Here is a 12,530-nt window from a genome sequence, read left to right as displayed (position 1 = left end):
AAATACTGGTTTGCTGTCGGCAGTGTACGTGTGCCACCACTGGATAACTATTTGAAACGCCTTAAAATAAACTACATTCTAATCGGTGTTGTTACCTTGCTTCTGGCGCTCGCCCTGTGGCCCAATATTACCTGGCGCGGCGGTCAGGGTGGGCAACTCGAAGAGATTAAATCCCGCGGAGAGTTGCGTATCAGTACGCTAAACTCGCCGTTAACCTATTTCACGACCAAACAGGGGCCGAGTGGTCTCGACTATGAGTTGGCAAAACGCTTCGCCAACTATCTGGGTGTGAAACTGGTGGTGATCCCACATAAGAATATCAATGACCTTTTTGACGATTTAGACGACGACGATGCAGACCTGCTGGCTGCGGGCCTGATCTACAATCAGGATCGCCTGAGCCGTGCGCGCACCGGTCCGGCGTATTATTCCGTCTCCCAACAGTTGGTCTACCGCTTGGGAACAGCGCGGCCAAAAACCTTTGCCGATATTAAAGGCAAGCTGGCCGTTGCCTCTGGCTCCGCGCACGTCAGCACGCTGAAGCAGCTTAAGCAAAGTAAGTTCCCGAACCTCAGTTGGGAATCCTCCAGCGACCTCACCTCAAAGGAGCTGTTGGAGCAGGTCGCTGACGGCAAGCTGGACTATACCCTCGGGGATTCAGTGACCATTGCCCTGCTGCAACGTATCCACCCGCAGCTGGCGGTCGCCTTCGATGTTACTGACGAAGAACCTGTCACCTGGTATTTGAAACGCGGCACTGACGACAGCCTGTATGCAGCCATGTTGGACTTCTACAGCCAGATGGTTGACGACGGGACGTTGGCACGGCTGGAAGAGAAATATCTCGGCCACGTCGGCAGCTTCGATTACGTTGATACCAAAACCTTCCTGTCAGCTATCGACTCAGTCCTGCCGACATTCCGCTCGCTGTTTGAAAAATATGCCAACGAGATCGACTGGAAACTGCTGGCTGCCATTGCCTATCAGGAATCGCACTGGAATCCCCAGGCAACCTCACCGACGGGTGTACGCGGCCTCATGATGCTCACGCGGGCCACTGCCGACGGTCTGGGGGTTAATGATCGTCTCGATCCCGAGGAAAGCATCCAGGGTGGCGCACTCTATCTGCAAAGGTTGATGGCCAAGGTCCCTGACAGCGTGCCGGAAGATGAACGCATCTGGTTCTCACTGGCGGCCTACAACATGGGCTGGGGCCATATGCTTGATGCCCGTAAGCTGACCAAGATGCAAAAAGGCAACCCGGATAGCTGGGTGGACGTTAAACAACGGCTGCCGATGCTCAGCCAAAAACGCTACTACCCGCAGTTGACCTACGGTTATGCACGCGGGCGTGAAGCCTATAACTACGTAGAGAACATCCGGCGCTATCAGGTCAGTTTGGTGGGTTATCTACTGGAAAAAGAGAGAAAGGCGGCACAGGAAGCAGCCGAACAGGCTGAACTGGGGAAAGGCTATCCGGCCGTCACACCGGAACTGGCACTTAACTTCTGATTAATCTGGGATCTTATCCAGACCTGTGCGCTGTGCCAGTTTCAATGCTTTTTGCTGCTCACGGCGCATGCGGAAAAAGTTGCTCAACGTGGCAGCGCACTCCTCGGCCAACACGCCGGACAGAATTTCCACCTGATGATTCATGCCAGGGTGACGCAAAATATCCACCAGGGATCCTGCCGCACCGGTTTTTACATCGGGTGCGCCGTATACCAACCGGCGAATGCGGCTATGCACCATTGCCCCGGCACACATCACACAAGGCTCCAGTGTCACATACAGCGTGGCGTTCAGCAGACGGTAGTTCTGCAATACCGAGCCCCCCTGCCTCAGAGCCATGATCTCTGCATGCGCCGTGGGATCGTGGCGACCAATCGGCCGATTCCAGCCTTCGCCAATGACCTGGTTATCCAGCACCAGCAATGCTCCCACGGGGACTTCACCTTCTTCTTGCGCACGCAAGGCCAGCTGCAATGCCTGACGCATCCAGTATTCATCGTTATATTCAGTCATTGCATCATTCCTCGTGCACTTTGCGGCGGGCATTATACACACTAGGGGCGCTGCATGCTGCGCCCGCGTTAACCGGAACGAAGATATTCGCCACCGGTAAGCAGGTGCCAAGGTGAAGTCTGCAGCTTGCATTGCAGCGGGTATATACTGAGTCAATAACGGTGTTTTTCAGGGACAGGAAACATGAAATTCAATAAAAAAAATGCCGCCGTAGTGCGTAAAGCACTGGACGGCTGGGTGAGTGAAGGCGCACTGACGACACAGCAACAGCAACAACTGCTCCAGCATGTCGAAGTACAGCCCTTCGACTGGCGGCGGCTGGCACGCTATGCGTTTCTTGCCGCACTGGCTTCACTGGTTATCGCCGTCAGTAGCCTGTTCGCCGACAGCGCGCTGCTTTATCGGCTCAGTGAGCTGTTCCGCTTTGATGCCCCCGTGCGTATGACGATTGCCGCCATACTCGCTGCCCTTGGCTATGCCTGGGCATTGCGCCGACGTCAAAGGTATCCGGAAAAACGTTACGGCAATGAAGCTGCGTTATTTGTTGCCGTATTGCTGACCGCCTGCGCCCTGTGGCAGATGGGCGTTTGGCTGGATAATGGCAGCGGCCGAATTTCACTCCTGCTGATGTTTGCCGCCCTGCTGTATGGCGTGATTGGCTGGTTCAGCCGCTCGGGACTGGTGTGGTGGTTTGCTCTGCTGTCGCTCGGTAACGCCTTCGGCGCGGAAACCGGATATCTGTCGGGCTGGGGTGCCTACTGGCTGGGCATGAGTTTCCCTATTCGCTTTATCGCCTTCGGTGCCGTACTGATCGCTGCCGCATTGCTGCTGCAACCGCAGCTCGCTCGCCGTGGTCTGGAGCGGGTTTCACTGGCGATGGGGTTGTTATACCTATTTATTGCCCTCTGGTTACTGTCGATCTTTGGCAACTATGGCGATCTTGACAGTTGGTACAGCGCACGCCAGATCGAACTGTTCCACTGGAGTCTGTTGTTTGGTATCGCCGCGGTGGGGTGTATTGGGTTGGGACTCAAACGTGACGACGCCATGTTGCGCGGGTTCGGCCTGACCTTTCTTGGTATTAACCTCTACACGCGTTTTTTCGAGTTTTTCTGGGATGCCATGCCGAAGGCTATTTTCTTTGTGCTACTTGGCCTCAGTCTGTGGGCATTGGGACATTACGCAGAGAAGATATGGCAACTGGGCCGTAAACCTCATGATCAAACAGATGATTAAGGCCCACCAGCTTAACGGTTAAATTTACTACTGGATTTGGTTCGGAACGAGCCAAATCCACACCTTGTAAATGGTTAAATTAAAATAAAATCAATCACCTGACTTATCCACCTCGATATTGCGATAGATCATGATAATTGAATAATTAGCATAGTAGTGTTTGAGGCAAGCAATAAAGCGTTTATCAAGGAGTGAGTTATGGCTGCTTCAACTTTCTTTATCCCCTCCGTCAATATGATTGGTTCTGGCTGTCTGGAAGAAGCAGCGAACACCATGAAACAACAGGGGCTGGGTTACGCACTGATCGTGACCGACAAAGTATTGAATAACATTGGCGTGGTCGCCCAGGTTCAACAATTACTCGCCGCACAGCACATCGAAAGCTGCGTTTATGACGGCACGCATCCAAATCCAACCACCCTGAACGTGAAACAAGGCTTGGCCTTGCTGCAAGAACACCAGTGCGATTGTGTCGTCTCGCTCGGTGGGGGCTCACCGCACGATTGTGCCAAAGGTATTGCACTGCTGGCGACTAACGGTGGGGACATCAAGGATTATGAAGGTGTTGATCGTTCTGCCAAACCGCAGCTACCGATGATTGCCATTAACACCACCGCAGGTACCGCCTCTGAAATGACCCGTTTTTGCATCATTACTGATGAAGCGCGTCACATCAAAATGGCGATTGTCGACAAACACGTTACCCCAATCCTGTCCGTCAACGATCCACACCTGATGGCTGGCATGCCAAAAGGGCTAACCGCCGCGACCGGGATGGATGCGCTCACCCACGCGATAGAGGCCTATGTTTCCAGCGCGGCTAACCCGATTACCGATGCTTGCGCACTGAAAGCCGTCACCATGATCAGCGAGTCGCTGCGTGACGCAGTCGCCGACGGCAACAATATGCAGGCGCGTGAAAACATGGCCTACGCCCAGTTCCTGGCTGGGATGGCCTTCAATAACGCCTCGCTCGGCTATGTGCACGCCATGGCGCACCAGCTCGGCGGTTTCTACGACCTGCCACACGGGGTGTGTAATGCCGTGCTGTTGCCGCATGTGCAGGAGTTCAATGCGAGCGTTTGTGCACCACGGCTAAAAGACATCGCTGCCGCCATGGGCCTCGACGTGACGCACCTCAATAGCCAACAAGGTGCCGTCGCCTGTATCGCTGCCATCCGTTTACTGGCGCAAGACGTCGGCATCCCGGCTGGGCTGCGTGATTTAAAGGTGAAGGAACAGGACTTTGATACGCTGGCAACCAACGCATTGAATGACGCTTGCGGCTTCACCAACCCGATACAAGCGACCCACAAACAGATTGTCGCCATCTTCCGCGCGGCAATGTAAGCCATCAGAAACAGTAAAGGGCGGAGATTCCGCCCTTTACTGTTATTCCAACTGTTGCAGCTCACCCAGCTTACTGACCCGCCAACGGTGCTCGCAGAAATACAACAAGGGGTTATCCTGCTTGCTGTCGCTGTAGCCGCTGTAGAGCTTGAGCGGTGCGCCAAGACGCTGCTCCAACTGGGTGACCTTCTGTTCACCTAAACAGCGTAGAGTCAGAACCCAACCACCGTAACGCCGTACAATACGGCTACCGACCAATTGCACCTGCGGCAAGAAAGCGGAATCCTGATAAACCTGTTCCACAAGCCGTTCTGGTGAGCCCGTGATCAACCATACTTGCGCATCCTGGGCATCGAGGTATTGCCGCAAGCGCATTTGCACCACCGGAAAAGCCGTCACTCTTTGCCGGAAATCACTGACGAAACGCCGCTCCAGCGCCTTTAGGCTGGCCTCCGTTCGACCAAAGGTGATCGCCCACAGCAGTACACTCATGGGCCAGCGCGCGGCACGCCCCATCACCAACAGCGTTACTCCAATAACCGGCAGCAAGGGCACCACCAGCAACAGATTGAGCGGCAAATGACGTAACAAGAAGCGCAAGAAACTGCCAAACATATCTTCCTGATGCAGCGTCCCGTCCAGATCAAAGAACACCACGCGGCGACCTTCCACGGCCTGTTGGCTTTGCTTCTCGCTCAAACGCTACTCCTCAGGATCGTTGAATCCCATTATCCAGGTGAAAATAAATCCAGCGGCAATGGTAATCACCAGACCAGCCAGATACAACATCACCTTACCCGAGACAATGGTTAACGCCAAAGGTAAACCTGAGATACCGAAGGTGATCACCGTCGCCACTTTCCAGTAGCTGATCAGCGCCCCTCCGACCGCACCACCGAGGCAGGCGGCGATAAAGGGTTTACCCAACGGCAGCGTCACACCGAAAATCAAGGGTTCGCCAATGCCGAGAATGCCGACCGGCAACGCCCCTTTGATCACCTTTTTTAGGCGCGCATTGCGGGTTTTCATTAATACCGCCAACGCGGCCCCCACCTGACCGACTCCCGCCATCGCTAAAATCGGCAACAGTGGGTTGGAACCGTGGGCCTGCACCAGTTCGACGTGGATCGGCACCAGCCCTTGATGCAAACCGGACAACACCAGCGGCAAGAACAGCCCGGACAACACCGCCCCCACCAGCAAGCCACCCTTGTCGATCGCCAGATTGGCACCGTGGGCAATGGCATCAGAGATGTAACCCCCCAGCGGCTGCAGGATCACAATGGCCAACGACGCCGTCACCAACGTGGTAATCAGCGGATTGAGGATCAACTCAATGGATTCCGGCAGCCAATTGCGCAGGCGTTTTTCCACCCAGCACATCAATGCCACCACCAACAGCACCGCAATTACCCCACCGCGCCCGGGTTGCAACGCTTCGCCAAACAAAGTGATCTGCGCCAACGCCGGGCTAGAGAGAATACCGGCCATCACGCCGCCCATGGCCTGGGAACCGCCAAACACCCGTGCGGCATTCACCCCCACCAAAATATTCATGATGGCGAACACCGCGCTGCCGAAAATCGCCAGCAACCCCAGCACGTTGGGATAATTCACCGCCAGATCGCCGGCAATATCCGGCCGCTTCAGCACGTTGATAATGCCGGTAATCAGACCGGAAGCGATAAACGCCGGTATCAGGGGAATAAAGACATCGGCCAGTTTTTTCAGCGCTCCGCTCATTGGTGCCGAATACTTTTGCTTAGCCTGCGCCTTGTTGCGGGCGATACTGTCCTCAGCGGCCGCAGGGGCACCGCTGAGCAGTGTACGCATGGCGTCCACCACCTTGGCCGCGGCACCGGGGCCAACGATGAATTGATGCTGTTCGCCTTGCTTGATGTAGCCCTTAATACCCGGTAACTGCTTGAGCAGCGCTAAATCAAGACGTTGCTCATCGTTAACCTCAACGCGAACCCGTGTCATGCAGTTTTCCAGCCGGAGGATATTCCCCTCACCGCCAATCCCCGCCAGAATCTGTGTTGCCAGTGCCGTTGTTTTGTCCATCGCCCGCCCCAGGTATGGTTTAGCGCGTCAGTGCCGCGCGCAAATAGCCGTCATGTTGCTGTAAGCGCTGCTGCGCCTCATCTGCATCAACGCCAGCCAGAATCATCAGGATTGCCGGTTTGACCTCAAAGCGGGTCTGCTTCAGTGCAGTTTCAGCCTGACTGCGCTCGGCTCCGGTGGCTTCCATCACGATGCGACAGGCACGATCCACCAGTTTTACGTTGGTGGCTTTCACATCCACCATCAGATTTTCATACACCTTACCGAGCTTGACCATCGCACCTGTCGACAACATATTCAGCACCAGCTTCTGCGCAGTGCCGGATTTCATGCGCGTTGAGCCGGTCAAGGCTTCCGGCCCCACGACGGGCGAAATTGCCACCTGCGCCTCATGCGCGATCGGTGAATCCGGGTTGCAGGAGATGGCTACCGTTGGGCAACCCAGTTGCCTTGCGTAGCGCAACGCACCGATCACATAGGGTGTGCGCCCAGACGCCGCCAACCCCACCACGATGTCGGTCGCCGTCAAATTCAATGCCAAGAGATCGGCCTCACCCAGTGCGGCATCGTCCTCCGCGCCTTCTACCGCTTTGAGCAACGCCCCTGGGCCACCGGCAATCAGTCCGATCACCATGCCATGGGGCACACCGAATGTCGGTGGGCATTCAGACGCATCCAGCACGCCAAGACGGCCGCTGGTCCCTGCCCCCAGATAAATCAGCCGGCCACCAGCCTTCAGCGCGGCCGCAGCCAAATCCACCGCTTGAGCAATAGCAGGCAACACCTTCTCAATTGCCTCTGGCACCTTTCGGTCTTCCCGGTTAAAACAACTCACCATCTCCAGCGTCGACATTTCATCCAGCCCCATGGTGGCTGGGTTGCGGGTTTCGGATACCAATGCGCCTAAGTTCATTTCTTCACCTTTGAATTTTTAATTCACAAACTAATTTATTATCTGAATATTTTATTCAACAAAGCGAGCGTTTTTTGCTATTTTAAAGACTCGGTCACAAAAATTTTCACTGCGCGTTTTCGCCGCCCACGTGGCAGAATGGCCGCTGGCCTCCAGAGAAAGATGAATGAGTACTCTTCTTCGTATTCGCCAGATGTATCCAACACTGGCTCAAAATGACCGCAAGCTGGCGGATTTCCTGCTGCATAACGCCGAGCAGGCGCGCCACCTTAGCTCACAAAAGCTGGCCCAGTTGGCTGGGGTCAGTCAGTCGAGCGTCGTGAAGTTTGCGCAGAAAATGGGTTACAAAGGCTTTCCTGCGCTAAAGCTGGCGTTGAGCGAAACGCTGGCTCACCCACAAGCAGAACCCGTCGTTACGGTGCATAACCAGATCCTCAGCAGCGATGCATTGAAAACCGTCGGTGAAAAGTTACTGGTAGAAAAGCAGGCGGCTCTGCGGGCTACACTGGATATCAACAGTGAGGAACGCCTTCATCAGGGGCTGGAAATGCTGCGCCAGGCGCGAAGGGTCATCTTGCTGGGGATTGGCGCTTCCGGGCTGGTTGCCAAAGACTTCTCTTACAAGCTGCTGAAAATTGGCGTTATGGCCGTTGCCGAACCGGATATGCACGTCCAATTGGCAGCGGTTCAGGCACTGGATAAACGGGATTTACTGCTGGCCATTTCGTTTAGCGGTGAACGCAGAGAAATCAATCTGGCGGCCGAAGAAGCCCGTATGGCAGGCGCGAAAGTGTTGGCGCTAACCAGTTTCTCGCCCAATGGCCTGCAGCAACGCGCCGACCATTGTTTGTATACCATCGCCGAAGAACCCAACACCCGCAGCGCCGCTATTTCTTCCAGCACCGCTCAATATGCTCTTACCGATCTGCTGTTCATGGCCTTGATTCAGCACGATCTCGATCACGCACGAGACCGCATCAAACACAGCGAACAGTTAGTGAAAAAGTTGGTTTAAAGGGTATAATCGGCGCTGCAAAAAATACCCCTATTAACGTTGAGAGATAAGTCATGGCCCTGCTAATTACGCGCAAATGCATCAACTGCGACATGTGCGAGCCGGAATGCCCCAATCAGGCGATTTCGATGGGTGATGATATCTACCAGATTGATACCGATCGCTGCACCGAATGTGTCGGTCATTACGATACGCCCACCTGCCAGCAGGTGTGCCCCATCGACAATACCATTGTCGTTAACCCTCAGCACCGCGAAACCAACGAACAGCTGTGGGACAAGTTTGTGGTGCTGCACCACGCCGAGCAGCTGTAACGGCCCAGGTTCCAGATCGAAAAGGGCGCCAACAGGCGCCCTTTTTTTGTGGCAAAGCCAGGCCGTTATCCTTCGATAATCACCGTAGCGCAGGCGTAACGCCGTTCATCGGCCAGCGAAACGTGGATGGATGTCACCCCCATTTCCTGTGCCAATTCGGCAGCACGCGCGTGCAGACGAATATTTGGCTTGCCGAGACCGTCGTTAAAAACTTCAAACTGATTAAACGCCAAGCCATTGCGAATACCGGTACCAAATGCCTTGGCAACGGCCTCTTTCACCGCAAACCTTTTGGCCAGGAAACGCACCGGCTGCTGATGCTGCTGATACAGCGCCCACTCGGCATCGCTCAGCACGCGCCGCGCCAGACGATCGCCGCTGCGCTCGACGACGGCTTCGATACGCGCCATTTCGACAATGTCGGTGCCCAGCCCCAGCACGGCCATTAGCGACGTGCTTCGCGCATCAGCTGTTTCATATCCGCGACGGCAGCAGGTAGACCACACATCACCGCCTGCCCGATAATCGCGTGGCCGATATTCAACTCATGCATTTCCGGCAGTGCCGCGATAGGCTGAACGTTATGGTAAGTCAGGCCATGTCCGGCATTCACCTTCAGGCCTTTTTCTGCCGCGTAAGTTGCAGCAACCGCAATACGATGCAGCTCGGCTTTCACCGCCAGCTCGCCTTCGGCTTCCGCATAAGCGCCGGTATGGATTTCAATGTAAGGGGCTCCTACCGCCACCGCGGCATCGATCTGCCGATGGTCAGGATCGATAAACAGCGATACCAAAATGCCGGCCTGCGCCAGTCGCTCAACTGCAACGGACATTTTGTCCTGTTGTCCGGCAACATCCAGCCCACCTTCAGTGGTCACTTCTTCACGTTTTTCCGGCACCAGGCAACAAAAATGCGGCTTCAGCTCAATCGCGATATCCAGCATTTCATCCGTCACGGCCATTTCCAGATTCATGCGTGTCTGGATGGTCTGACGCAAAATGCGAACGTCGCGATCGGTGATATGACGACGATCTTCACGAAGGTGTACCGTGATCCCATCGGCTCCTGCTTGCTCGGCAATAAATGCGGCCTGAACCGGATCCGGGTATTGGGTTCCGCGCGCGTTACGTAACGTGGCGATGTGATCGATATTGACGCCCAGCAGCAAATCAGCCATGACAACCCTCTAAAGAATTGATTTTCAGTGGCCGTAGTTTACACGTGGGGGCTGCGCGGCAAAAGGGGAAAAGGTCAGGCGTCGTCGACCGGGGTATCCGGCTGTTTACGGACGAACTGACGAAATAGTTCACGGCTCTTCAACGGCTTTCCACCCAGATAGGGCTTGAGTGCCATACGCGTGAAACGCTTGGCCGCACGTAATGTCGACACATCAGGGAACTGACGCTCTGCCAACGCACGTAGCTCACGACCGGTAAAGCTGTAATGGTCTACCACCAGACTGGCGATAAAACCTTTTTCTTCGCGGTAACGGTAGGTCATACCCTCATCCACCGGCAACCCGCTGCCGGCGCAATGCAGAAAATCCAGACCGTATCCCAGATGGTTCAACAACGCTAATTCAAACTGACGCAATGCCAGCTCCGGCGAAACCTCTTCAGCCGCCAGCGCCTGCAAACACTGTAAGTAATCGAAGAACAATACCGAGTAGTTGGCTTCTTGTTCTAACACCCGTGACAGCAATTCGTTCACGTACAGGCCGCTGTACAGCATCATGCCACTGAGAGGTAAACCCAGGGAGACCGCTTCGGCGTTGCGCAGCGTTTTGACTTCGCCACGACCACCCCAGCGTACCAAGAGAGGAGTAAAGGGTTGCAGGCAACCCTTTAAATTGGAGCGGCGGCTGCGCGCGCCTTTTGCCAGCAAACGCACCCGCCCATGACCTTCTGTGAACATATCCAGCATGAGACTGGTTTCACTGTACGGTCGTCCATGCAGGACGAAAGCGCGCTCCCAGCCGTCCATTGGATAGGTTATTTCAGATCGTCGGTATAGCCCAGGCTACGCAGCGCACGTTCGTCATCCGCCCAGCCCGATTTCACTTTCACCCACAGTTCCAGATGCACTTTGGTTTCAAACATCTGTTCCATATCCTGGCGGGCTTCGATGCCGATCGTTTTGATCTTCGCACCTTTGTTACCGATGACCATTTTCTTCTGGCCTTCACGCTCGACCAGAATCAGACCGTGTACGTTGTAACCACCGCGCTCGTTCGGTACAAACTGTTCGATCTCAACCGTCACAGAGTAAGGCAGTTCTTCACCCAGGAAACGCATCAGCTTTTCACGGATGATTTCCGACGCCATAAAACGCTGGGAACGATCGGTAATGTAATCGTCCGGGAAGTGGTGTTCCGCTTCCGGCAATAACTTGCGTGCAATAGCCGCGATAGTGTCCACGTTCATGCCTTTCTCGGCAGAGATTGGCACCACGTCGAGGAAGTTCATCTGCTGGCTAAGGAACGCGATATGCGGCAACAGTTTGGATTTGTCGGTAACGTTGTCGACCTTGTTGATCGCCAGCAGTACCGGACATTTCAAACTACGCAGCTTATTGACCACCATTTCATCATCAGGGGTCCAGTTAGTTCCTTCCACAACGAAGATCACCAGCTCGACGTCGCCGATTGAGCTGCTGGCTGCGCGGTTCATCAAACGGTTGATGGCGCGTTTTTCTTCGATGTGCAGACCCGGGGTATCGACGTAAATCGCCTGATAGGCGCCATCGGTGTCGATACCCATGATGCGGTGACGGGTCGTCTGCGGTTTACGCGAGGTGATGGAGACTTTTTGCCCCAACAGTTGGTTCAGCAACGTGGATTTGCCCACGTTGGGACGACCGACTATCGCGATAAAACCACAGTATTGTTTTTCTTCGCTCATTCAAGCTCCAGCTTTTTCAGCGCTTGTTCCGCTGCCGCCTGTTCAGCTTTACGGCGGCTTGAGCCTGTTCCCACGACGGGTTCGCTCAAACCACTCACCTGACAGTGGATAGTAAACTCCTGATCGTGCGCCTCACCGCGAACCTGCACCACCAGATAAGAAGGTAACGGCAGATGACGACCTTGCAAAAACTCCTGTAAACGGGTTTTTGGATCTTTCTGCTTATCACCAGGGCTGATTTCGTCCAACCGGCTGCGATACCAGTCCAAAATCAGTCGTTCAACAGTTTGGATATCGCTATCCAGGAACACGCCGCCAATTAATGCCTCTACCGTGTCCGCCAGGATTGATTCGCGGCGGAACCCACCGCTTTTCAACTCACCCGGGCCCAGACGCAGACATTCTCCCAGATCGAACTCGCGTCCCATCTCCGCCAACGTATTACCACGCACCAGCGTGGCACGCATGCGGCTCATATCGCCCTCGTCTACGCGAGGAAAACGATGGTAGAGCGCGTTGGCGATGACAAAACTAAGAATAGAGTCACCCAGAAACTCAAGACGTTCATTGTGTTTACTGCTGGCGCTACGGTGAGTTAACGCTTGCAGTAAGAGCTCCTGCTGTTGAAAAGTGTAGCCCAGCTTCCGCTGCAGCCTATTTATTACGATGGGGTTCATGAGTTACCAATAGATCAAGAATGCGTCAAAAACTTG

The 12,530-nt window shown here is 54.7% G+C and carries 14 protein-coding genes; 5 read left to right on the top strand and 9 right to left on the bottom strand.

Annotated elements, in window-relative coordinates:
* Positions 1-51: 51 nt before the first annotated feature.
* Entirely contained in the window at positions 52-1,512 is a 1,461-nt protein-coding gene (mltF, locus tag ACI2J2_RS20120; protein ID WP_209638430.1) for a membrane-bound lytic murein transglycosylase MltF, read from the top strand.
* On the opposite strand, the gene tadA is transcribed toward mltF, so the two are convergent.
* A complete protein-coding gene (gene tadA / locus ACI2J2_RS20115; RefSeq protein ID WP_404760704.1) occupies positions 1,513-2,025 on the bottom strand; it encodes a tRNA adenosine(34) deaminase TadA in 513 nt (170 codons plus the stop codon).
* 183 nt (positions 2,026-2,208) lie between these two features.
* On the opposite strand from tadA, the gene ACI2J2_RS20110 reads away from it, so the two are divergent.
* Together ACI2J2_RS20110 and yiaY are read left to right on the top strand one after the other, a co-directional pair.
* Positions 2,209-3,261, top strand: a complete 1,053-nt coding sequence (locus tag ACI2J2_RS20110) for a DUF2157 domain-containing protein (RefSeq protein WP_209638433.1) — start codon at positions 2,209-2,211, stop codon at positions 3,259-3,261.
* A gap of 198 nt (positions 3,262-3,459) precedes the next feature.
* Positions 3,460-4,611, top strand: coding sequence for an L-threonine dehydrogenase (gene yiaY, locus ACI2J2_RS20105; protein ID WP_209638435.1), 1,152 nt, complete (start codon positions 3,460-3,462; stop codon positions 4,609-4,611).
* 42 nt (positions 4,612-4,653) lie between these two features.
* Here the strand turns inward: yiaY and yfhb are convergent, their stop codons facing one another.
* The 3 genes from yfhb to murQ are packed head-to-tail and all read right to left on the bottom strand — an operon-like array spanning position 4,654 to position 7,588.
* Positions 4,654-5,310: a phosphatidylglycerophosphatase C gene (gene yfhb / locus ACI2J2_RS20100; protein WP_209638437.1), complete on the bottom strand. Its 657-nt coding sequence runs from the start codon at positions 5,308-5,310 to the stop codon at positions 4,654-4,656.
* A gap of 3 nt (positions 5,311-5,313) precedes the next feature.
* On the bottom strand, positions 5,314-6,675 hold the full coding sequence (locus ACI2J2_RS20095; protein ID WP_404760703.1) for a PTS transporter subunit EIIC: 1,362 nt from the start codon (positions 6,673-6,675) through the stop codon (positions 5,314-5,316).
* Positions 6,676-6,694: 19 nt separating this feature from the next.
* A complete protein-coding gene (gene murQ / locus ACI2J2_RS20090; RefSeq protein ID WP_209638441.1) occupies positions 6,695-7,588 on the bottom strand; it encodes an N-acetylmuramic acid 6-phosphate etherase in 894 nt (297 codons plus the stop codon).
* Positions 7,589-7,754: 166 nt separating this feature from the next.
* Here murQ and ACI2J2_RS20085 point away from each other — a divergent pair, with 166 nt between their 5' ends.
* Both ACI2J2_RS20085 and ACI2J2_RS20080 read left to right on the top strand, forming a co-directional pair.
* Entirely contained in the window at positions 7,755-8,603 is an 849-nt protein-coding gene (locus tag ACI2J2_RS20085) for a MurR/RpiR family transcriptional regulator (RefSeq protein WP_209638443.1), read from the top strand.
* Between the two features lie 53 nt (positions 8,604-8,656).
* Entirely contained in the window at positions 8,657-8,917 is a 261-nt protein-coding gene (locus tag ACI2J2_RS20080; RefSeq protein ID WP_037422071.1) for a YfhL family 4Fe-4S dicluster ferredoxin, read from the top strand.
* 65 nt (positions 8,918-8,982) lie between these two features.
* Here the strand turns inward: ACI2J2_RS20080 and acpS are convergent, their stop codons facing one another.
* The 5 genes from acpS to rnc form a co-directional block, all read right to left on the bottom strand.
* Complete coding sequence (acpS, locus tag ACI2J2_RS20075; protein ID WP_209638448.1) at positions 8,983-9,363, bottom strand: holo-ACP synthase; 381 nt, start codon at positions 9,361-9,363, stop codon at positions 8,983-8,985.
* The gene (gene pdxJ / locus ACI2J2_RS20070; RefSeq protein WP_209638450.1) at positions 9,363-10,094 is read right to left on the bottom strand and encodes a pyridoxine 5'-phosphate synthase; all 732 of its coding nucleotides are present in this window, start codon (positions 10,092-10,094) and stop codon (positions 9,363-9,365) included. Before pdxJ ends, acpS begins: the two co-directional genes overlap by 1 nt.
* 74 nt (positions 10,095-10,168) lie before the next feature.
* Positions 10,169-10,900, bottom strand: coding sequence for a DNA repair protein RecO (gene recO, locus ACI2J2_RS20065; protein WP_209638452.1), 732 nt, complete (start codon positions 10,898-10,900; stop codon positions 10,169-10,171).
* Positions 10,901-10,908: 8 nt separating this feature from the next.
* Positions 10,909-11,817, bottom strand: coding sequence for a GTPase Era (gene era, locus ACI2J2_RS20060; RefSeq protein ID WP_209638454.1), 909 nt, complete (start codon positions 11,815-11,817; stop codon positions 10,909-10,911).
* A complete protein-coding gene (gene rnc, locus ACI2J2_RS20055) occupies positions 11,814-12,494 on the bottom strand; it encodes a ribonuclease III (protein WP_037422087.1) in 681 nt (226 codons plus the stop codon). Before rnc ends, era begins: the two co-directional genes overlap by 4 nt.
* Between the last annotated feature and the right edge of the window lie 36 nt (positions 12,495-12,530).

Source organism: Serratia sp. NPDC087055 (assembly GCF_044900985.1).
GTDB lineage: Bacteria > Pseudomonadota > Gammaproteobacteria > Enterobacterales > Enterobacteriaceae > Serratia.
Note: the sequence above shows the minus strand (reverse complement) of the source record. Positions and strands in the feature narration are given on the sequence as shown.

What these genes read in the sequence shown, in the direction of transcription:
- ACI2J2_RS20095 (WP_404760703.1), bottom strand. Translation starts at nt 6,675, where the DNA reads ATGGACAAAACAACGGCACTGGCAACACAGATTCTGGCGGGGATTGGC.
- murQ (WP_209638441.1), bottom strand. Translation starts at nt 7,588, where the DNA reads ATGAACTTAGGCGCATTGGTATCCGAAACCCGCAACCCAGCCACCATG.
- rnc (WP_037422087.1), bottom strand. Translation starts at nt 12,494, where the DNA reads ATGAACCCCATCGTAATAAATAGGCTGCAGCGGAAGCTGGGCTACACT.
- ACI2J2_RS20080 (WP_037422071.1), top strand. Translation starts at nt 8,657, where the DNA reads ATGGCCCTGCTAATTACGCGCAAATGCATCAACTGCGACATGTGCGAG.
- ACI2J2_RS20085 (WP_209638443.1), top strand. Translation starts at nt 7,755, where the DNA reads ATGAGTACTCTTCTTCGTATTCGCCAGATGTATCCAACACTGGCTCAA.
- pdxJ (WP_209638450.1), bottom strand. Translation starts at nt 10,094, where the DNA reads ATGGCTGATTTGCTGCTGGGCGTCAATATCGATCACATCGCCACGTTA.
- tadA (WP_404760704.1), bottom strand. Translation starts at nt 2,025, where the DNA reads ATGACTGAATATAACGATGAATACTGGATGCGTCAGGCATTGCAGCTG.
- era (WP_209638454.1), bottom strand. Translation starts at nt 11,817, where the DNA reads ATGAGCGAAGAAAAACAATACTGTGGTTTTATCGCGATAGTCGGTCGT.
- acpS (WP_209638448.1), bottom strand. Translation starts at nt 9,363, where the DNA reads ATGGCCGTGCTGGGGCTGGGCACCGACATTGTCGAAATGGCGCGTATC.
- ACI2J2_RS20110 (WP_209638433.1), top strand. Translation starts at nt 2,209, where the DNA reads ATGAAATTCAATAAAAAAAATGCCGCCGTAGTGCGTAAAGCACTGGAC.
- yiaY (WP_209638435.1), top strand. Translation starts at nt 3,460, where the DNA reads ATGGCTGCTTCAACTTTCTTTATCCCCTCCGTCAATATGATTGGTTCT.
- recO (WP_209638452.1), bottom strand. Translation starts at nt 10,900, where the DNA reads ATGGACGGCTGGGAGCGCGCTTTCGTCCTGCATGGACGACCGTACAGT.